Genomic DNA, 20,791 nt, shown 5'->3' with positions numbered 1-20,791 from the left:
AGGGCATGGACTTCCGCAGGGTGGCGGGCACGGGCGCCATCATGGAGTGAACGCCGACCCTCGGGCCGGCTCGGGCAGGCCTGGGACGGCGTTTGTCCAGGCTTAGGGACCCGGTGGCTGAATTGCGCCACGTGCCACGCATCGACCTGCAAGGATTGTGGACGGAGGTTGGCCGTGGCCATTGACTTCAACCCTTCCCGCGGAGCGACGCTGGGCGTGGAGTGGGAACTCCAGCTCGTCGACGCGGAGACGATGCACCTTCGGCAGGACGCGCGCGAGGTGCTGGCCGCGCTGCCGTCGCTCAGCGAGGGCGGCGACAACCCCAAGATTCGCCATGAGCTCATGGAGTCCACCGTTGAGATCGTGACCGATATCTGTCACACCGTCGGGGAGGCCAAGGCCGATCTGACCGGCACGATCGCCGAGCTGCGCGCCGCCGCCGGCGCGCGCGGCATCACGCTGGCCTGCCTCGGGACCCACCCGATCAGTGACTGGCGCGACGCGGTGATGGCGCCGATCCAGCGCTACGCCGAGCTGGTCGAGCAGATGCAGTGGCTGGCCCGCAGGATCCAAACGTTCGGCGTGCACGTTCATGTTGGTGTGCGAAACGTCGACAAGGCGATCCCGATCGTCAACGCGCTGTCCGCGTACCTCCCGCACTTTCTCGCGCTGACCGCCTCCAGCCCGTTCTGGAGCGGCAGCGACACCGGGCTGGCGTCCAGCCGCGCCGTCGTCTTCGGTCAGCTGCCGACGGCCGGTCCACCCCACTTGCTGGACGACTGGGCGGCGTTCGAGGATTACATGGACACCTTGCTGCGTGCCGGGACCATCCGGAGCATCAAGGAGGTGTGGTGGGACATCCGCCCGCATCCCGATTTCGGCACGATCGAGATCCGGATGTTCGACGGCATTCCCACCCTGCGCGAGGTGGGCATGGCCGCCGCGTTGTGCCAGAGCCTCGTGACGCTTTTCGACCAGCAGCTCGACCGCGGCTACACCCTGCCGCGGCCGGCGGCCTGGGTGGTGCGCGACAACAAATGGCGCGCCACCCGCTACGGTCTCGACGCCATCGTCATTACCGATGACACTGGAAGCACCGCCCCGCTCCGCGACGATCTGTACGAGCTGATCCGTGAGCTGGAACCGGTGGCGGACCGCCTCGGCTGCGCGGAGGAGCTGAAGGTGGCCGGGGAGGTCCTCGAACACGGGGCACCGTACGAACGCCAGCGCGCGATCCGCGCCGACGGCGGCACCTTGGAACAGGTGGTCGGGGCGGCGATCACGGAATTGGCAGAGGACAGATTCGTCACGCTGGGGGAGGTCGCCCATGTCGGGACCTGAGGAGCCGCCCGGCGACGCGCGCGCTCCCCGCGGCACTCCGCGCGACGGCACATCCAGCGCCGGAGCCGACAACGAACAGACCACTGGGCGGACGCCGTTCGGTTCCGCCATGGCGCAGGGGGCACATATGACGACACCCGGACCCGGGGTGATGCCCGGCCTTGAACCACCGACCGCCCCAGGGGCGGCCGAGCAGCGCGGGACATCGGCCGCCGGGCTCGCCCCGGCGGGGATCACGCTGGGCGGGGAGGCGCTGCAGCGGCAGCTCGACTCCTTCCTGGCACGGCACGAGGAGGAGCTCACGCTCTTCCGGCGTGATCTGCACATGCACCCGGAGCTGGGCTACGCCGAGCACCGCACCACCCAGCGGATCGTCGAGCGGCTGACCGCCGCCGGGCTCCGCCCCCAGGTGCTGCCCCGCGGCACCGGGCTGTTCTGCGACATCGGCCCGGAGGACGGCCCGACCGTCGCCCTCCGCGCGGACATCGACGCCCTGCCCCTCCAGGACGAGAAGGACGTGCCCTACCGTTCCACGGTCCCGGGCGTCGCCCATTCCTGCGGCCACGACGTGCACACCACGATGGTCGTCGGAGCCGGTCTCTTCCTGGCCCAGCAGGCGGCGGCGGGGCTGCTGCCCGGCCGGGTCCGGCTGCTGTTCCAGCCCGCCGAGGAGACCCCCGGCGGCGCGCTGGACGTGATGGCGGCCGGCGGGATCTGCGGCGTCGACCGCGTGTTCGCCCTGCACTGCGATCCGCGCATCGAGGTGGGCCAGCTGGGGCTGCGCACCGGCCCGATCACCGCGGCCTGCGACAAGGTGTACGTGAAGGTGACCGGTCCCGGCGGCCACACCGCCCGGCCGCACCTCACCGCCGACCTGGTGTACGCGCTCGCCAAGATCGTCACCGAGCTGCCCGCCGCGCTGTCGCGCCGCGTCGACCCGCGGTCCAGCCTGTCGCTGGTCTGGGGCCGGGTCTCGGCCGGTTCGGTCGCCAACGCGATCCCCGACGACGGCATCGCCGAGGGCACCGTGCGCTGCCTGGACGACGAGGCCTGGCACCGGGCGCCCGAGATGATGAAGGCGCTCCTGCAGTCGGTGGCCGCCGCGTACGACGTGGAGGCCTCGCTGGAGTACGTCCGCGGCGTTCCGCCCACGGTCAACGAGGCGACCAGCGTGCAGATGTTCCGCGACGCGTCGGCCGAGGTGCTAGGCGAGGAGGCCGCGGTGCCCACGCCGCAGAGCCTCGGCGGCGAGGACTTCGGCTGGTACCTGGAGTCGATCCCCGGCGCCCTGGCCCGCCTCGGCGTCCGCACGCCGGGTTCGGCGACGGAGTACGACCTGCACCGGGGCGACTTCGACGTCGACGAGAGCTGCATCGGCGTCGGCATCCGCGTCATGGCCGCCACCGCGCTGACGGCTCTCTGGGATGGCTTTCGCGGCCTCGAGTCCTCACCTGGCGGCTCGGACTCGAACCGTGAAAGCGGCGAGCGCGACATCGCTTCGCGATCGTCGTAGGAAGCTTCGCCTGGCGGCTCGCTCCCACTCAGGTCACGCGCTCGCGTGCGGGCCGGGGTCGTTGGTTCGGCGGCTCGGCCGGACCGGGACCTTGGTCCGGGAGCCGTCCGGACCAGAGTCCGGGGCGCGTCGGGACTGCGGTCCGGACGCGGCCCGATATGCTGCGGGCGACCGCCTTGCCGATCGTGGAACCTGCCATGATCGACTTCCGTTTCACTGCTGTGACCTGTGGAGATATGCGTACGCATTGGTAACGACAGCGTTGCGAAACGGTGCATGTGGGATGTTTTGCTCCACACGCGAGGTAGCGTCCAGTCGATTTGAGTGGCCGGTTTTGGCCGCTATGCCTGGGTGGGGAATGGAAGGAGCGCTACCTTGCGCCGTGGACTCAAGATCTCGCTCGTCACGCTGACGGGCGCTGCGCTCACGCTGAGCGCCTCCGCGTGCGGTGGCAAGAAGGCCGAGACCGGTGGCGGCGGTGGCGGCGACGGCAAGAAGACCGTCAAGGTCGGCCTGGCCTACGACATCGGCGGCCGGGGCGACAAGTCCTTCAACGACGCCGCGTACACCGGGCTTGAGAAGGTCAAGTCGTCCCTCAACCTCGACATCAAGGACATCGAGGCCACCAAGGGGGAGAGCGACAACGACAAGGTGCAGCGGCTGGACCTGCTGGCCAAGTCGGGTTACAACCCCGTGATCGCCGTGGGCTTCGCCTACGCGGGTCCGCTGGGCAAGGTCGCCAAGAACTACCCCAACACCAAGTTCGCGATCGTCGACGACAGCTCGGTGAAGGCCCCCAACGTGGCCAACCTCGTCTTCGCCGAGGAGCAGGGCTCGTTCCTGGTCGGCGCCGCGGCGGCGCTCAAGTCCAAGTCCGGCAAGATCGGCTTCATCGGCGGTGTCGACACCCCGCTGATCAAGAAGTTCGAGGCCGGGTACGTGGCGGGCGCCAAGAAGGTCAAGCCGAGCGTCAAGATCGACATCAAGTACATCTCGCGCGGCACCGACTTCTCCGGGTTCACCGACCCGGCCAAGGGCAAGACCGTCGCCGAGGGCCAGTACGACGGCGGCGCAGACGTGGTCTACCACGCCGCCGGCCTGTCGGGTGTGGGCCTGTTCCAGGCCGCCGCCGAGAAGAAGAAGTTCGCCATCGGCGTCGACTCCGACCAGTACCTCACGGCCGAGGCCGCGCAGAAGCCGTACATCATCACCTCGATGCTCAAGCGGGTCGACACCGCGGTGTTCAACTTCGTCGAGAGCGCGAGCAAGGGCAGCGCGCAGTCGGGCCCGGTGACCTTCGACCTCAAGAACGAGGGCATCGCCTACTCGACCGCCAACGCCGACGCCGTCAAGGACGTGCAGGCCAAGCTGGACGAGCTCAAGCAGCAGATCATCGACGGAAAGATCACCGTCCCCACCAAGTGACGGTGCCGGTCAGCTCGCGTCCGGCCCGGGAGGGTGCCGGTGTCACGGCACCCGACCGGGCCGGTCGTGCGCGGTCGGTCCACGGGACCGCCGGCTCCAGGGGCACTGCGTAGGAGAGCAGGGGATGTCCACCACTGAGCGGCCGGCGGCCGCCGCCGCACCCGCCATCGAGCTCCGCGGCATCACCAAACGATTCCCCGGAGTCGTCGCCAACCGCGACATCGACCTCACGGTCAACGCCGGCACGGTGCACGCCATCGTGGGGGAGAACGGGGCCGGCAAGTCGACCCTGATGAAGATCCTCTACGGCATGCAGAAGCCGGACGAGGGGACCATCAGCGCCGGCGGCAAGCCGGTGAGCCTCAACTCGCCCTCGGACGCCATCGCCCAGGGGATCGGCATGGTCCACCAGCACTTCATGCTGGCCGACAACCTGACCGTCCTCGAGAACGTGGTGCTCGGCGCCGAGAAGCTGCACGGCATCGGCGGCAAGGCCCGCCGCCGGATCCGGGAACTGGCGCAGCGGTACGGCATGCGCCTGGACCCCGACCGGCTGGTCGAGTCCCTCGGCGTCGGCGACCGGCAGCGGGTCGAGATCCTCAAGGTGCTCTACCGGGGCGCGCGGATCCTGATCCTCGACGAGCCGACCGCGGTACTGGTGCCGCAGGAGGTCGAGGAGCTGTTCGACAACCTGCGCGACCTCAAGCGCGAGGGCCTGACCGTCCTGTTCATCTCGCACAAGCTCGACGAGGTGCTGTCGGTCGCCGACGCGATCACCGTGATCCGGCGCGGCAGCACGGTCGCCGACTGCGTGGACCCGGCCGAGACGACCGCGCGCGACCTGGCGCGGCTGATGGTGGGCAGCGAGCTGCCCGTACCGGAGCTGCGCGAGTCGACGGTGACCGACCGGCCGGTCCTGACGCTGACCGGCCTGACGGTACGCGGCGCGGGCGGGCGCCCGGTCGTGGACGACGTCACCCTGACGATCCACGCCGGGGAGATCCTCGGCATCGCCGGGGTCGAGGGCAACGGCCAGGCCGAACTCGTCGAAGCGATCATGGGCATGCGCGCCCTCGACGCCGGGACCATCCGGCTCGGCGAGGAGGACGTCACGTCCTGGCCCACCCGGCGGCGCCGGAAGACGGGCATCGGCTTCATCCCCGAGGACCGGCACCGCCACGGGCTGCTGCTGGAGTCCTCGCTCTGGGAGAACCGCATCCTCGGCCATCAGACCGAGCGGCCCAACGTCAAGGGTCTCTGGATCGACCGGTCCGGGGCGCGCGCCGACACCAGCCGGATCGTCAGGGACTACGACGTACGCACGCCCGGCATCGACGTGACCGCGGTCGCGCTGTCGGGCGGCAACCAGCAGAAGCTCATCGTCGGCCGGGAGATGTCCGGCGAGCCGAAGTTCCTGATCGCCTCGCACCCGACCCGGGGCGTAGACGTCGGGGCGCAGGCCGCCATCTGGGAGCACCTTCGCAACGCGCGGGCGGAGGGCCTGGCGGTGCTGCTGATCTCCGCCGACCTGGACGAGCTCATCGGCATGTCGGACACCCTGCGCGTGATCCTGCGCGGCCGCATCGTGTCCGAGGCCGATCCCGCCACCGTCACGCCCGAGCAGCTCGGCTCGGCGATGACCGGCGCATCGACGGAGGGGGATTCGTGAACAGGCTGAAGACCTCGCCGCTGGCGCTGACCGTCCTCGCGGCGGCCGTGGCCCTGGCCTTCTCGGTCATCGTCACCGCGCTGGTGTTGTCGATCAGCGGGTTCAACCCGCCGTCGACGTTCCAGGCGATGATCGAGTTCGGCACCCAGCCCGACAGCATGGTCAACACCATCAACGACGCCTCGATCTACTACCTGGCCGCCATCGCCGTGGCGATCGGGTTCCGCATGAACCTCTTCAACATCGGCGTGGACGGCCAGTACCGGCTCGCGGCGATGCTGTCGGCGGCCGTGGGCGGCGCGATCACGCTGCCCGCCGGCCTGCACCAGCTCGTGATCATCCTGACCGCGATGCTGGTCGGCGCGATGTGGGCCGGCATCGCCGGGCTCCTCAAGGTGACCCGCGGGGTCAGCGAGGTCATCTCGACCATCATGCTCAACTTCATCGCCACGGGGATCATCGCCTACCTGCTGCAGACCGAACGGCTCGGCAGGCAGGTCGCGGGGAGCGACAACATCGGCACCGAGCCGATCGGCTCGTCCGGCCAGGTCGGCGGCATCCCCTACCCCGGAGCCAATCTGAAGATCTTCGGGCTGGTGATCCTCGCCGTGGCCGTCGGCATCACGTTCCACGTCGTGATCAACCGGACCCGGTTCGGGTTCGACCTGCGCGCCACCGGCCTGTCGTCGAGCGCCGCGGTCGCCAGCGGCGTGGACGCCAGGCGCATGGTCGTGGTGGCCATGGTGCTGTCGGGCGCGGCGGCCGGACTGGTCGGCATGCCGCAGCTCCTCGGCTCCTCGCACACCTACGCGCTGGACTTCCCCGGGGGGATCGGTTTCGTGGGCATCGGGATCGCGCTGCTGGGGCGCAACAACCCCGTCGGCATCGCGTTCGCCGCCCTGCTCTGGGCCTTCCTCGACCAGTCCTCCAACATCCTGGAGTTCAACGAGATCCCCAAGGAGATCGTCGCCATCACCCAGGCGGCCGTGCTGCTCTCGGTCGTCGTGGTGTACGAGATCGTCCGCCGCCTCGGGCTGCGCTGGCAGCAACAGGCGGTGGCCACCGAACTGGCCGACCGTAACTCCGCGGGCAAGGAGGTGGCGGCGTGACCACGCTGACCGAAGCCCAGCCGATCGACGACGGCCCCAAGCGGCCGGCGCACCGCCATCCCGTCGCGCGGGTGGCGATGATCCTCGGCGGCATCTTCGTCGTGCTGGTGTTCCTGCGCGTGCTCACCGGAGAGAACGCGATCACCTCGAGCGGCACCGTGGGCACCACGCTCGCGCTCGGCGTGCCGATCGGCATGGCCGCGCTCGGCGGTCTGTGGGCCGAACGCGCCGGAGTGGTCAACCTCGGCCTCGAAGGCATGATGATCTTCGGCACCTGGGGCGGCGCCTACGGCGCGTACTTCTCCGGGAACGCCTGGATGGGCCTGCTCATGGGCGTCGCGATGGGCGCGGCCGGCGGGCTGCTGCACGCCCTGGTCACGGTGACGTTCGGCGTCGACCACATCGTCTCCGGTGTCGCGCTCAACATCCTTGCCCCGGGCGTCGCGCGCTACCTGTCCACCATGTTCTTCCTCGGCGAGCCGGGGGCGGGCGCCACGCAGTCGCCGCCGCTGCCCGACTTCCCCACGGTGAGCCTGCCCGGTGTCGGCGGCCCGCTGGGCGACCTGGAGGACAAGCACTGGTTCCTGCTGTCGGACCTGGCCGGTCTGGCGCGCGGCCTCACCACCAACCTGTCCGCGCTGACGATCATCGCGCTGGCGCTGATCCCGCTGACCTACTACGTGCTCTGGCGGACCTCGTTCGGCCTCCGGATCCGTTCGTGCGGCGAGAACCCGTACGCGGCGGAGTCGCTGGGCGTCCGGGTCTACACCATGAAGTACACGGCGGTGGTGATCTCCGGGGCGCTCGCGGGCCTGGGCGGCGTCTTCCTGGCGATGGTGGGTTCGTCGCAGTACCAGGAGAACCAGACCAACGGCCGGGGCTACATCGGCCTGGCAGCGATGATCTTCGGTAACTGGCGGCCCGGCGGCCTCGCGGCGGGCACCGGCCTGTTCGGCTACACCGACGCCCTCCAGCAGCGCGGCGCCACGGGCGCGGTGCACGCCCTGCTGCTGATGGTCTCGGTCGTCCTGTTCGGATACGCGATGTGGCGGCTGGTGCCGGCACGCCGCGGTGTGACGGCCCAGGTCGACCTGGAGGCAGCCGGACCCCGGCGCCGCCGCCAGATCTACCAGGCCGCCGCCGCGATCGTCGTCGGCGCCATGCTGCTGGCCTGGTATCTGGCGACGGACTCGCTGCCGAAGGAGATCGTCACCTACACGCCGCACCTGACCACGCTCCTGGTGTTGTCGATGGCGTCGCAGCGCCTGCGGATGCCCGCGGCCAACGGCCTGCGGTACCGCCGGGGCGAGGGCCACTGACCGCCCGTGTCCTGCCCGTGTCCCGCCTGGTCACCCGGGCGGGACGCGGCGCGCCCGGGGTGCGGGAGCATGGACCCATGAACGAGATCGACTGGAAGGCGCTGCGTGCGGCCGCCGAGAGCGCGATGCGGCGGGCGTACGCGCCGTACTCCAACTTCCCCGTGGGCGCCGCCGGACTGGCCGCCGACGGGCGCGTGCTCACCGGCTGCAACGTGGAGAACGCCTCGTACGGCGTGGGCCTGTGCGCCGAGTGCAGCCTGGTCAGCGCCCTGCACGGCCCGGACAAGGCCGAGAACGGCGAACGGCCGCGTCTGGTGGCCGTCGCGGTGGTCGACCGGCACGGCGACCCACTGATGCCCTGCGGGCGCTGCCGGCAGCTGCTGTGGGAGCACGGCGGCCCGGCGATGTTGCTGGAGACCACCCGTGGCGTCCTGCCGATGTCGGAGGTGCTGCCGGACGCCTTCGGCCCCGACGACCTGATCAACCGAGCCTGAACGAGAGGAATCCGTGGACGCCATCGATGTCATCCGCGCCAAGCGGGACGGCGGGGAGCTCACCCCCGAGCAGATCGACTGGGCGGTGGACGCCTACACGCGCGGGTCGATCGCCGAGGAGCAGATGTCGGCGCTGGCGATGGCGATCCTGCTGAACGGGATGAACCGCGCCGAGGTCGCCCGCTGGACCGAGGCGATGATCCGTTCCGGCGAGCGCATGGACTGGTCCGTGCTGGATCGTTCCACCACCGACAAGCACTCCACCGGCGGGGTCGGCGACAAGATCACGTTGCCGCTGGCGCCGCTCGTGGCCGCGTGCGGCGCCGCCGTGCCGCAGCTGTCCGGACGCGGGCTCGGCCACACCGGCGGCACGCTCGACAAGCTGGAGTCGATCCCCGGCTGGCGCGCGTCGCTCACGCCCGAGGAGATGCTGGACGTGCTGCGCGGCACTGGCGCGGTCATCTGCGCGGCGGGCAGCGGCCTGGCCCCCGCCGACCGCAAGCTGTACGCGCTGCGCGACGTGACCGGCACCGTCGAGTCGATCCCGCTGATCGCCTCCTCGATCATGTCGAAGAAGATCGCCGAAGGCACCGGCGCGCTGGTGCTGGACGTCAAGGTCGGCTCCGGCGCGTTCATGAAGACCGTCGAGAACGCCCGCGAGCTGGCCGAGACCATGGTCGGCATCGGCACCGACCACGGCCTGCGCACGGTCGCCCTCCTGACCGCCATGGACCGGCCCCTCGGCCGGGCGGTGGGCAACGCCGTCGAGGTCGCCGAGTCGGTCGAGGTGCTGGCCGGAGGCGGGCCCGGCGACGTGGTGGAGCTGACCGTCACCCTGGCCAGGGAGATGCTCGCGGCGGCCGGGCTGGACGGCGGCAAGGACCCGGCCGACGCGCTGCGGGACGGCTCCGCGATGGACGTCTGGCGCAGGATGATCACCGCCCAGGGCGGAGACCCCGACGCCCCGCTGCCGGTCGCGGCCGAGACGCACGAGATCACGGCCCCGGCGACCGGCGTTCTCACCCGCCTGGACGCCTACGGGGTGGGCGTGGCGGCCTGGCGCCTCGGCGCGGGACGCGCCCGCAAGGAGGACCCCGTCTCGTTCGGCGCGGGCGTCATCTGCCACGCCAAGCCCGGTGACCAGGTCACCGCCGGGCAGCCGCTCCTCACCCTCCACGCCGACGACGCGAGCCGCTTCGAACGGGCCCTGGAGTCCTTGGACGGTGCCTACGAAGTGGCCGAGGCGGGCACGGCCGAGGCGGGCGCTCAGGACCTGCTGCCGTTGATCATCGACCGTGTCGCCTGACGCCCTGACTTGGCACTAGTTGACGGCGATCAGCGGTCCTGACTGGGGGTAGGTTCAGGAGATGGAAGAACGTCCCACTCTCGAAGCCATCCGGCGCGCACCCAAGGTGCTCCTGCACGACCACCTCGACGGCGGGGTGCGCCCCGAGACCATCGTGGACCTCGCCCGCGACGGCGGGTACGCGGATCTGCCCACCACCGATCCCGGCAGGCTGCGGACGTGGTTCGCCGAGGCGTCCAACTCGGGCTCGCTGGAGCGCTACCTGGAGACGTTCTCGCACACCGTCGGGGTCATGCAGTCGGTGGAGGCGCTCACGCGGGTCGCCTACGAGTGCGCCGAGGACCTCGCCAAGGACGGCGTCGTCTACGCCGAGGTCCGGTACGCGCCGGAGCTGCACACCAGTACCGGGCTCTCGCTCGAACAGGTCGTGGAGGCCGTCCTCGCGGGCTTCGCGGCGGGCGGCCGTGACCATGGCATCCGGGTCGGGACGCTGGTGACCGCGATGCGGCACCAGGCGCGCAGCATGGAGATCGCCGAGCTGGCGGTGCGGTACCGCGACGAGGGCGTGGTCGGCTTCGACATCGCGGGCGCGGAGGCCGGATACCCGCCCACCCGCCACCTGGACGCGTTCGAGTACCTCCAGCGCGAGAACGCGCACTTCACCATCCACGCGGGCGAGGGCTTCGGGCTCCCGTCGATCTGGCAGGCGATCCAGTGGTGCGGCGCCGACCGGCTCGGCCACGGCGTGCGGATCATCGACGACATCACGGTGGACGGCGGGGCGCCCGAGCTGGGACGGCTCGCGGCGTACGTGCGGGACAAGCGCATCCCGCTGGAGATGTGCCCGACGTCCAACATCCAGACCGGCGCGGCCAAGTCGATCGCCGAGCACCCGATCGGCCTGCTCCGCCAGCTCAGCTTCCGGGTCACGGTCAACACCGACAACCGGCTGATGAGCGGCACCACGCTGTCGGAGGAGTTCGCCAAGCTGGTCGACGCGTTCGGCTACGGCTGGGACGACCTGCGCTGGTTCACGGTGAACGCGATGAAGTCGGCGTTCGTCGGCTTCGACGAGCGGCTGGAGCTGATCAACCGGGTGATCAAGCCCGGTTACGAGCGGCTCAAGCAGCGTTGACCAGCGTTGAGCAGCGTTGAGCAGCGTTGAGCAGCGCTGACGAGGGGTGACCGGGGCTGACCTGGGGGACCCGGTTTCCCTGGCATGATCGAAGCCATGACGACCGGGTCCCCGCAGCTGAGATTCCGTTCCACCGCCGCACGGGTGGGCGCGTGGGCATGGGTGGCGTTCGCCGCCCTCAACCTCGTCGACATCGTGTGGCGCGGCCGGACCCTGACCGCCCTGGTCATGGCCATGGTGCTGATCTTCGGTTGCGGCGTCGCGTACGTCCTCGGGCTGCGGCCCGCCATCGTCGGCGACGAGAGCGGTCTCACCTTCCGCAATCCCCTGCGCGACGTACGCGTCCCGTGGGGCGCCGTACGCAAGATCGAGGGCACCGACTCGGTGAAGGTCCACTACGTCGGCGCCGGGGGCACCGAGCTCGTGTCACGCGCCTGGACGCTGCAGAGCTCGCCGCGTGCCCAGGCCAGGGCACAGGCCCGCGCCGAACGCGACGCCCGCAAGCTCCCGGCGGGCGCCGCCGAGGCGCTGCGGACCCGCACCCCGACTGCCTACGCGGCCCAGCAGCTGACCGAGATGGCCGACCGCCACCGTCCCAAGGCCGGCCGGTCGGGCAACCCCGGCAAGGCCGCCCAGCAGGCGGACGGCAAGCCCACCGGTGCGGTGACCTGGTCCGTCCCGGCCGTGGCCGCGCTGGCCGTCCCGGCCGCCGCCGTGATCGTCGCCCTCCTGGCCGCCATGATCACCTAGCCTTCGACTGCGTCGGCCCCGGGGAGGCTCTCAGCTGAGGCGCAGCGTGGCGGCGAGATCTGTGCGGAGCGCCTCCAGCTCGTCGGCGGCCAGCGCGCGGACAGCGGCGAGATCATCGCCGTCGCCGACCGGGAGCACGACCTGGAGATAGCACTTGAGCTTGGGCTCGGTGCCGGACGGGCGTACGACCACGCGGGCCCGGCCTCCGGAGGCCGCCGCCGAGAGCGCGTACCGCAGGCCGTCGGTGGGCGGCAGGCCGTCCGCGCCCTCGGCCAGGTCGTCGACGCGTTCGACCGTACGGCCGCCGAGGCGGGCGGGCGGCTCGGCCCGCAGGCGCGCCATGGCATCGGTGATCAGCGACAGGTCGGCGACGCGGACGGACAGCTGGCCGGTGGCGTGCAGGCCGTGGCGGCGGGCCTGATCGTCCAGCAGGTCCTCGATCGTGCGGCCGTCGCGCTTGGCCGCCGCCGCGAGCGCGGCGACCGTGAGGGCCGCCCCGATGCCGTCCTTGTCGCGGACGATCACCCCGTCGTCGCCGCCGACGCTGTAGCCGAGCGCCTCCTCGTAGCCGTAGACCAGCCGGTCACCGGGCGCCCCCGCCTTCATGATCCATTTGAAGCCGGTGAGCGACTCGGCGAAGCGGACCCGGTGCTCGCGGGCGATCGCGCCGAGCAGGGACGAGGACACGATCGTGGTGACGACCAGCCGGTCGTCGCCCTTGGTGTGCCGGAGGGTCTGCTCGGCCAGCAGCCCGCCCACCTCGTCGCCGGTCAGCATCCGCCAGCCGTCCCGGGCCGGAATCGCGACGGCGCAGCGGTCGGCGTCCGGGTCGTTGGCGATGACGAGGTCCACGTCCGAGGCGGAGGCCAGCCCGAGCGCCAGGTCCATCGCGCCGGGCTCCTCGGGATTGGGGAACGCGACGGTCGGGAAGTCCGGGTCCGGCTCGGCCTGCTGGGCGACGACGGCAGGCGCCGGGAATCCGGCCCAGCCGAACGCGCGGAGAAGCGTCTCGCCGCCCACGCCGTGCATCGGCGTGTACGCCACGTTCACGTCACGGGCGTCACCGAGCGGGAGATGGGAGAGCGCGCGCAGATAGGCCTCGACGATCTCGTCGCCGAGCCGCTCGTAGTCGTCACCGAGGGGCAGCTCGTCCACCCGGCCCACCGCGTCGATGGCCGCCGAGATCTCGGCGTCCACAGGCGGGACGATCTGTGCGCCGTCGTTCCAGTAGACCTTGTAGCCGTTGTCGCGAGGCGGGTTGTGGCTGGCCGTCACCATGATCCCGGCCGCCGCTCCCAGATGCCGTACGGCATAGGCGAGTACGGGCGTGGGCAGCGTACGGGGAAGCACCCACGCGCGCAGTCCCGCTCCGGCCATCACCGCCGCGGTGTCGAGCGCGAACCGTTCCGAGTTGTGACGCGCGTCATACCCGATCACGACTCCGGGGCGCTCGCCCGGCTCGCCGGCGGCCGCGGCCCGCACGTCCTCGGTGGCGGTCAGGCGGGCGGCGAGACCGGCGGCGGCGCGCATCACCGTGACGCGGTTCATGCGGTTGGGGCCTGCGCCCAGCTCACCGCGAAGGCCGGCGGTGCCGAACTCCAGCCTGGCCCCGAACCGGTCGGCCAGGGCCGCCGTGTCGTCCGCGTCGAGGATCTCCTGCAGTTCGGCGCGCGTCTCGGGGTCGGGGTCCTGGGCCAGCCATGCGCGCGCGGCGTCGCGGTGGTCGCTCATAGCTTCGTGATCACCGTGCGCAGGAGCGTGCCCATCCGGACGGCGGCCGCCTGGCCCGCGGCGAGGACCTCCTCGTGGTCGAGGGGCTGGTCGGACAGCCCCGCCGCGATGTTGGTCACCAGGGAGATGCCGAGCACCTCGGCGCCGCCCTCCCGGGCCGCGATGGTCTCCAGGACCGTGGACATGCCGATCATGTCGGCGCCCAGCGTCCGGAGCATGCGGATCTCGGCCGGGGTCTCGTACGTGGGCCCCCGGAACGCCGCGTACACGCCCTCGGCCAGCGTCGGGTCGACCTCCCTGGCCAGCGTGCGGAGCCGGGACGAGTAGGCCTCGGTCAGATCCAGGAACGTGGCACCGGTCAGCGGGTTCGCGCCGGTCAGGTTGAGGTGGTCGGCGATCAGAATCGGGTCGCCCACCTGCTGGTTCTCGGGCCGGAGGCCACCGGCGGCGTTGGTGAGGACGACGGTCCGCACTCCGGCGGCCAGCGCCGTCCGGATGCCGTGCACGACGGGCTCGACGTCGCGGCCCTCGTACAGGTGCGTACGGCCGAGGAAGACCAGGGCGCGGCGTCCTCCGGCCTCCACGGCGCGGATCCGGCCCGCGTGGCCCTCCACGGCGGGCGGAGCGAAGCCCGGCAGGTCGGTCACGGCCAGCTCGGCGATCGGCTCGCCGAGCACGTCGGCGGCCGGGACCCAGCCGGAGCCCATCACCAGGGCGACGTCGAAGGAGTCGATCGAGGTACGGGCGCGCAGCTCGTCGGCCGCGCCCCGTGCCAGTGCAAAAGCGTCGTTGCTCACTCAGCCGACACTACCGCCGGGCCTGACGGCGGCCGCGCGCGGGCGGCGACCAGTCGCCCGGCGAGCGGTGGTCAGTCGCCCAGTGGGCGGTGGTCAGCCGCCCGGCGGGCGGTGGTCAGTCGCCCAGTGACTTGCAGGGGCGGGTCCGAAGATCCTTGACGTAGTCGTCGGGAGCCCCGGCGGCCTCGGCGGCGTCGGCCAGGATGCCGAGATAGCGCGCCGACGGGAGCCCGCCCTCGTAGTCGTCGAGAACGTAGATCCAGCAGAGCACGTCGCCGTCCAGCGTCTCCACCCGGACCCTGATCTTGCGGTAGACGCCGAGGGCCGCACCCTCCCAGGAGTCGAGCTCCTTCTCGTCCCAGGCCGGAACGTCGTAGATCACCACGAAGACCTGCTCGCCGTCGTCCTCGACGACGGTCGCCAGGGCCCCCTCGAAGCCGACGTCCTGGCCGCCGAAGGTGAGCCGCCACCCCGACAGCCAGCCGGTGCCGCGCATGGGCGAGTGCGGAGCCCGGGAAGCCATCTGGTCCGGGTCCAGGTTGGAGGCGTACGCCGCGTACAGTGCCACGGTCGCCTAGCGTACGCGCATTTCCCGCGACCGCAGGTGGTTGCCCACGCGGTCGAGTCACTACCTCGCGTAGAGAACAATAGAAGCCGTGACCCGCATCGTGATTATCGGAGGAGGCCCGGGCGGCTACGAGGCCGCCCTCGTCGCGGCGCAGCTCGGCGCCGACGTGACCGTGGTGGAACGCGACGGTCCCGGCGGGGCGTGCGTGCTCACCGACTGTGTGCCCTCCAAGACGCTCATCGCCACCTCGACCCGGATGGCCGTCATGTCGGAGTCCGCGGGTCTCGGGCTTCGCTTCAGCGGCGGCCCCGACGGCATCGTCGGCGGCCTTGAGGCCGACATGTGCACCGTCAACAAGCGCGTCAAGGACCTGGCGCGGGCGCAGTCCTTCGACGTCGCCGAGCGGCTGGCCTACGAAGAGGTCAAGATCGTCCGAGGCGAGGCCCGCCTCGCCGAACCCCATGTCGTCGCGGTCGGCGACCGTCACCTGCGCGCCGACATCATCCTGGTCGCGACCGGCGCCACGCCCCGCGTGCTCCCGGGCGCCGAGCCCGACGGCGAGCGCATCCTCAACTGGCGGCAGCTGTACGACCTGCAGGAGCTCCCCGAGCACCTGATCGTGGTGGGTTCCGGCGTCACCGGCGCCGAGCTCGCCGGGGCCTACCTGTCCCTCGGCTCCAGGGTGACGCTGGTCTCGTCGCGCGACCGCATCCTGCCCTCCGAGGACGCCGACGCCGCGGCCGTGCTGCAGGAGGTCTTCCTGCGCCGCGGGATGAAGGTCATGTCCCGGTCGCGCGCCGGCGCCGTGGAGCGTTCCGGCGACGGCGTGATCGTCACGCTGGAGGACGGCACCAAGATCGAGGGCTCGCACTGCCTCATGACGGTCGGCATGGTGCCCAACACCCGCGGCATCGGCCTGGAGAAGGCCGGTGTCCGCCTCAGCGCGCACGGCTTCGTGGAGGTCGACAAGGTCTCCCGTACCAGCGTCCCCCACATCTACGCGTCCGGCGACTGCACCGGCGTGCTCATGCTGGCGTCCGTCGCGGGCATGCAGGGCCGCATCGCGATGTGGCACGCCCTCGGAGAGGCCGTCCAGCCCCTCAAGCTGGGCTGGGTCTCCTCCAACATCTTCACCGACCCCGAGGTCGCCTCGGTCGGCGTGTCCCAGAAGATGGTCGACGCCGGCGAGGTGAACGCCCGGACGGTCATGCTGCCGCTCTTCAGCAACGCACGCGCCAAGATGCAGGGCTTCGAGGACGGCTTCGTGAAGCTCTTCTGCCGCCCGTCCACGGGCATCGTCCTCGGCGGCGTGATCGTGGCCCCCCGCGCGAGCGAGCTGATCCTCGGCTTGTCCATCGCCGTCCAGCAGCACCTCACGGTCGACCAGGTGGCGCACACGTTCGCCGTCTACCCCTCCATGTCGGGCAGCATCACCGAGGCCGCCCGCCGCCTCATGACCGAGCACGCCTACTGATCGAGCACGCCTACTGATCGAGCCGCCTACTGATCGAGCCCGTGCTGCCGCAGCCGTGACCTGCGCAGCTCGTCGGCACTGATCACCACGGTGAACGTGCTGGCCACAAGCGCCAGCATCCCCACCATGACCCGGATCCACCACTGCGCGGGCAACGACCCGAGCCCGACGCACACCGGCACCATGATCGCCAGATGCCGGAGCACCATCCGCCCCCGCCACCCCGCGTCGGTCAGGTCATGCCGCACCCAGTCCCGGTTCTCCGCGGGCAGCCGAAACCCCAGCGCGTAACGAACACGCCGCCAACCCCCCGGATCCCCATCCAACCGGGCCACCCCAGAGTCATTCCCCCAAAATCCCCACACGACCATGTGCGAGGATGAGCGGTCATGATCGAAATCGGCCCGTTGCGGCCTCAGGACCGCGCCGGTTGGGAAGTCCTGGCGCGCGGCTACAAGGCGTTCTACCGCACCGCGGTGCCCGACGAGGGCTATGAAGAGACCTGGCGGCGGCTGCTGGGCGGCGCGGAGTTGCACGGCATCGGTGCATGGTCGGACGGGCGGCTGGTCGGCATCGCGCACTACCTGTTCCACGTGACCTTCTGGTCGGCGGATTCCTGCTACCTGCAAGACCTGTTCGTCGACGAGACGGCGCGCGGTCAGGGCGCCGCGCGGCTCCTGATCGAGCAGGTGGCCGACGAAGCCCGGAAGCGGGACGCCGCCCGCCTGTACTGGACGACCAAGCAGGACAACGCCCCCGCACGCGCGCTGTACGACAAGGTGGCGCGCTTTCACGGATTCATCCGCTACGACTACCCGCTCGGCGAGTAACAGGCATTCACGCACAGAGCGGCAGGCTAGAAGCCGCCGAAGTCGCCTCCGCCTCCGCCGCCTCCGAAGTCGCCGGAGCCGAAGTCCCAGCCGCCGCCGATGTCACCACCGTCGCCGCCGAAGCCGCCCATGTCACCGGCTCCCATGTCGCCATAGCCGCCGTACATGCCGCCAAAGCCGCCCATCATCGAGCCGAGCATGGTGCCGATCATCATGCCGCTGAGCAGATCCAGACCGCCGTACGAGGCGTAGTAGCCGCCCGCGTAGGGGCCGTAGGCAGGGCCAGCGTCCCAGTAGGGACGGCGGCCGTCGCCGTAGGGGACCATGCGGATGTCTGGGTTGCCCCCACTGAGGACGGCCTGTGCGTCGGCCTCGCAGGCAGGCACGGAACGGGGCGCGCCGCCGGGCGGAGCCCACATGACGTCCTGCGTGGACGGGCCGTGGTTGGGATTGAAGAAGCAAGGGGCACGCTTCTCCGGCACCGGCTTACCGGCCATCCGGGCGCGCGTCGCGGTCATGTAGTAGCGGCCGTCTTCCAGGGCCGTGGTGACCGCCTGCATGTCCTGTGGGTGCGTAGCCCGGCTCGTCGCGGTCTTGGCCGCGTCGTAGGAGTTCATGGCCCGCTCGTAGTCCGAACGGATCTCGGGGTCGAGTTTCTGGTCCATGACGTTGAGGTCCAGCCTGGCGATGTCCTCGCCGAGCAGCGTCACGTCCTCCTCGACACCTCGCTTGAGCTCGGCCATCTGCTGCTCTTCGCGCCTGCGGCGCTTGTTGCGTACGACGAGGAACGCGGCGAACGCGGCCGCCAGGAGCAGGATGACCACGGCCAGCGTGACGAACGCGCCGATCATGCTGGAGCGGGCCTGGTCCTCGGCCTTCTCCTCGGCGAGCGACCCGAACTGCGTGAGCCGGGACTTGACCCCGCCGCCGGAGGTCTGGGCGATCAGCTGGTTGATCTCGGAGCTGGAGAGCTCCTTGGAGATGCCGACCATCTCCCGGCCGTTGGCGTCGATGGCCACATAAGTCTTGCCCTTGCCGACCCGGTTGGCGACGGATTTGAGCATCTGTCCCAGGTCCTGCCGGGAGTGGCCGGGCTTGACCACGACGGCGCGGACGTCGGCGGCCCCCTCGTTGGCGAACGCGCCGTTGATGTCGGCCTTGTCGGCGTCCGACAGTGACGCGCCGGAGGTGGTGGTCACATAGACGCGCGAATCGGTCAGGCCTTTGGCGATCAGTGAGACGTCGTCGGCCCGGGCCGGAGCCGCGAAGCCGAAGAGCAGCAGCATGACGGCGGCGATCATCGCCGGCACCGCGAAACGGCGTGCCGGGCGCCTCGTCCGAAGCTCGGGACTCATGATGACAGTCAGCCTCCTCACCTGGTAAGACGAGTTCACGGCACGCTCCGTTCCGGTTCCGCGTCGCAGGCCCCGTCGCCGCAGGTCAGGGGCGTGACCCAGGCCATACCCCCAGAGAACACCGACATACCCGGTCAACGACGAGCGCCCCCGCCGGAGTGGCGGGGGCGCTCGTCGTTCGGCGTGACGCGATGCTCAGGAGTCCTTGATCTCGCAGATGACGGCGCCGCTGGAAACGGTCTGGCCGACCTCCGCCGCCAGGCCGGTGATCGTCCCGGCCTTGTGGGCGGTGAGGGGCTGTTCCATCTTCATGGCCTCCAGGACCACGATCGTGTCCCCGGCAGCCACCGTGGCGCCCTCTTCGGCGACGAGCTTCACGATCGTGCCCTGCATGGGGCTGACCAGGGAGTCGCCGGAGGCCTGGGCGCCGCCGCCCTTCCTGCCGCCGCGCCGCTTGGCCGGAGCTTCCGCCCTGCCGGTGGCGGCCGGCGCCGAGGCGCCCAAGCCGGCGGGGAGCACGACCTCGATGCGCTTGCCGCCGACCTCCACGGTCACCCGTTCACGTTCACCCGCCTCGGGCTCGTCGGTCGCCACACCCGCGTCGTAGGGCGGGATCTGGTTGTCGAACTCGGTCTCGATCCACCGGGTGTGGACGGTGAACGGCTCGTCCTGGCCGGCGGGTGCGAAGGCGGGATCGTCGAGGACGGTCTGGTGGAAGGGCAGCACGGTGGGCATGCCCTCGATGGCGAATTCGGCCAGGGCGCGGCGGGAGCGTTCGATGGCCTGCTGCCGGGTGGCGCCGGTGACGATGAGCTTGGCGATCAGCGAGTCGAACGCCTGCGGCACCGTCTGCCCCTGGACGTAGCCCGAGTCCAGCCGCACACCCGGCCCCGACGGCGGCTCCCACCGGGTCAGCGTCCCCACGGCGGGCAGGAAGTTGCGGCCGGCGTCCTCGGCGTTCAGCCGGAACTCGATCGAGTGGCCGCGCAGCACCGGGTCGCCGTAGCCGAGGGGCTGGCCGTCGGCGACGCGGAACATCTCGCGGACCAGGTCGATGCCGGTGACCTCTTCGGTGACCGGGTGCTCGACCTGCAGCCGGGTGTTGACCTCCAGGAACGAGATCGTGCCGTCCTGCCCGACCAGGAACTCGCACGTGCCCGCCCCCACGTACCCCGCCTCGCGCAGGATCGCCTTCGACGAGGTGTACAGCAGCTCGACCTGCTCGTCGCTCAGGAACGGGGCGGGCGCCTCCTCGACGAGCTTCTGGTGGCGGCGTTGCAGCGAGCAGTCGCGGGTGGACACCACCACGACGTTGCCGTGCATGTCGGCCAGGCACTGGGTCTCCACATGCCGCGGCCGGTCCAGATAGCGCTCCACAAAGCACTCACCGCGCCCGAACGCGCCGACCGCCTCGCGTACCGCCGACTCGTACAGGTCGGGGATCTCCTCCAGGGTGCGGGCCACCTTCAGCCCGCGGCCCCCACCGCCGTAGGCGGCCTTGATCGCGATCGGCAGGCCATGCTCACGGGCGAACGCCACCACCTCGGCCGCGTCCGAGACCGGGTCCTTGGTACCCGCGACCAGCGGCGCACCGACCTTCTGCGCGATGTGCCGCGCCTGCACCTTGTCGCCCAGCGCGGTGATCGCCGCCGGGGGCGGGCCGATCCAGGTCAGCCCCGCCGCCTGGACCGCCGCCGCGAAGTCGGCGTTCTCGGCCAGGAAGCCGTATCCCGGGTGCACCGCGTCCGCGCCCGCCTCGGCGGCGATCTTCAGCAGCTTGTCGATGTCCAGGTAGCTGTCGGCGGCCGTCGACCCGCCCAACGCGAACGCCGCGTCGGCGACCCGAACGTGCAACGCGTCCAGATCCGGCTCGGCGTACACCGCGACACTGGCCAAACCCGCGTCGCGACAGGCACGGGCAATACGAACCGCGATCTCACCACGGTTAGCGATCAGGACCTTACGCACGTGGGTC

18 protein-coding genes are annotated in these 20,791 nt (G+C 70.9%); 12 read left to right on the top strand and 6 right to left on the bottom strand.

What is annotated here, in order from left to right:
* The first annotated feature begins 174 nt into the window (after positions 1 to 174).
* From ABD333_RS35255 to ABD333_RS35210, 10 genes are all read left to right on the top strand, one after another.
* Positions 175 to 1,341: a glutamate--cysteine ligase gene (locus tag ABD333_RS35255; protein WP_344546908.1), complete on the top strand. Its 1,167-nt coding sequence runs from the start codon at positions 175 to 177 to the stop codon at positions 1,339 to 1,341.
* Complete coding sequence (locus ABD333_RS35250) at positions 1,328 to 2,854, top strand: M20 family metallopeptidase (protein WP_410558435.1); 1,527 nt, start codon at positions 1,328 to 1,330, stop codon at positions 2,852 to 2,854. Before ABD333_RS35255 ends, ABD333_RS35250 begins: the two co-directional genes overlap by 14 nt.
* A 375-nt stretch (positions 2,855 to 3,229) precedes the next feature.
* A complete protein-coding gene (locus ABD333_RS35245; RefSeq protein ID WP_344546884.1) occupies positions 3,230 to 4,279 on the top strand; it encodes a BMP family lipoprotein in 1,050 nt (349 codons plus the stop codon).
* A gap of 124 nt (positions 4,280 to 4,403) precedes the next feature.
* Positions 4,404 to 5,948: an ABC transporter ATP-binding protein gene (locus tag ABD333_RS35240; protein WP_344546883.1), complete on the top strand. Its 1,545-nt coding sequence runs from the start codon at positions 4,404 to 4,406 to the stop codon at positions 5,946 to 5,948.
* Positions 5,945 to 7,057, top strand: a complete 1,113-nt coding sequence (locus tag ABD333_RS35235) for an ABC transporter permease (protein ID WP_344546882.1) — start codon at positions 5,945 to 5,947, stop codon at positions 7,055 to 7,057. Before ABD333_RS35240 ends, ABD333_RS35235 begins: the two co-directional genes overlap by 4 nt.
* Positions 7,058 to 7,134: 77 nt before the next feature.
* On the top strand, positions 7,135 to 8,376 hold the full coding sequence (locus tag ABD333_RS35230) for an ABC transporter permease (RefSeq protein WP_344546906.1): 1,242 nt from the start codon (positions 7,135 to 7,137) through the stop codon (positions 8,374 to 8,376).
* Between the two features lie 77 nt (positions 8,377 to 8,453).
* Positions 8,454 to 8,870 carry a cytidine deaminase gene (locus tag ABD333_RS35225; protein WP_344546881.1) on the top strand — a complete coding sequence of 139 codons (417 nt, stop codon included), beginning with the start codon at positions 8,454 to 8,456 and terminating at the stop codon, positions 8,868 to 8,870.
* Positions 8,871 to 8,883: 13 nt separating this feature from the next.
* Positions 8,884 to 10,176, top strand: coding sequence for a thymidine phosphorylase (locus ABD333_RS35220; RefSeq protein ID WP_344546880.1), 1,293 nt, complete (start codon positions 8,884 to 8,886; stop codon positions 10,174 to 10,176).
* 61 nt (positions 10,177 to 10,237) lie between these two features.
* Positions 10,238 to 11,311 carry an adenosine deaminase gene (locus ABD333_RS35215; RefSeq protein WP_344546879.1) on the top strand — a complete coding sequence of 358 codons (1,074 nt, stop codon included), beginning with the start codon at positions 10,238 to 10,240 and terminating at the stop codon, positions 11,309 to 11,311.
* 96 nt (positions 11,312 to 11,407) lie between these two features.
* A complete protein-coding gene (locus tag ABD333_RS35210; RefSeq protein WP_344546878.1) occupies positions 11,408 to 12,061 on the top strand; it encodes a PH domain-containing protein in 654 nt (217 codons plus the stop codon).
* 30 nt (positions 12,062 to 12,091) lie between these two features.
* On the opposite strand, the gene ABD333_RS35205 is transcribed toward ABD333_RS35210, so the two are convergent.
* The 3 genes from ABD333_RS35205 to ABD333_RS35195 form a co-directional block, all read right to left on the bottom strand.
* Complete coding sequence (locus tag ABD333_RS35205) at positions 12,092 to 13,792, bottom strand: phospho-sugar mutase (protein WP_344546877.1); 1,701 nt, start codon at positions 13,790 to 13,792, stop codon at positions 12,092 to 12,094.
* Positions 13,789 to 14,589: a purine-nucleoside phosphorylase gene (locus ABD333_RS35200; RefSeq protein WP_344546876.1), complete on the bottom strand. Its 801-nt coding sequence runs from the start codon at positions 14,587 to 14,589 to the stop codon at positions 13,789 to 13,791. Before ABD333_RS35200 ends, ABD333_RS35205 begins: the two co-directional genes overlap by 4 nt.
* A gap of 115 nt (positions 14,590 to 14,704) precedes the next feature.
* Complete coding sequence (locus tag ABD333_RS35195) at positions 14,705 to 15,157, bottom strand: gamma-glutamylcyclotransferase family protein (protein ID WP_344546875.1); 453 nt, start codon at positions 15,155 to 15,157, stop codon at positions 14,705 to 14,707.
* Positions 15,158 to 15,245: 88 nt separating this feature from the next.
* On the opposite strand from ABD333_RS35195, the gene ABD333_RS35190 reads away from it, so the two are divergent.
* On the top strand, positions 15,246 to 16,631 hold the full coding sequence (locus tag ABD333_RS35190; protein WP_344546874.1) for an NAD(P)H-quinone dehydrogenase: 1,386 nt from the start codon (positions 15,246 to 15,248) through the stop codon (positions 16,629 to 16,631).
* A 26-nt stretch (positions 16,632 to 16,657) separates the two neighbouring features.
* On the opposite strand, the gene ABD333_RS35185 is transcribed toward ABD333_RS35190, so the two are convergent.
* Positions 16,658 to 17,002 carry a DUF5313 family protein gene (locus ABD333_RS35185; RefSeq protein WP_344546873.1) on the bottom strand — a complete coding sequence of 115 codons (345 nt, stop codon included), beginning with the start codon at positions 17,000 to 17,002 and terminating at the stop codon, positions 16,658 to 16,660.
* Positions 17,003 to 17,020: 18 nt separating this feature from the next.
* On the opposite strand from ABD333_RS35185, the gene ABD333_RS35180 reads away from it, so the two are divergent.
* A complete protein-coding gene (locus ABD333_RS35180) occupies positions 17,021 to 17,461 on the top strand; it encodes a GNAT family N-acetyltransferase (protein WP_344546872.1) in 441 nt (146 codons plus the stop codon).
* Between the two features lie 26 nt (positions 17,462 to 17,487).
* Here ABD333_RS35180 and ABD333_RS35175 read toward each other — a convergent pair whose 3' ends face one another.
* Positions 17,488 to 18,816 (bottom strand): hypothetical protein, encoded by a 1,329-nt coding sequence (locus ABD333_RS35175; RefSeq protein ID WP_344546871.1) that lies wholly within the window; start codon positions 18,814 to 18,816, stop codon positions 17,488 to 17,490.
* 195 nt (positions 18,817 to 19,011) lie between these two features.
* Positions 19,012 to 20,784, bottom strand: coding sequence for an acetyl/propionyl/methylcrotonyl-CoA carboxylase subunit alpha (locus tag ABD333_RS35170; protein ID WP_344546870.1), 1,773 nt, complete (start codon positions 20,782 to 20,784; stop codon positions 19,012 to 19,014).
* Positions 20,785 to 20,791: the final 7 nt, after the last annotated feature.

The organism is Actinomadura fulvescens, from assembly GCF_039533225.1.
Taxonomy (GTDB): domain Bacteria; phylum Actinomycetota; class Actinomycetes; order Streptosporangiales; family Streptosporangiaceae; genus Spirillospora; species Spirillospora fulvescens.
The sequence above is the reverse complement of the archived record's forward strand: the minus strand, read 5'-3'. Positions and strand labels throughout refer to the sequence as shown.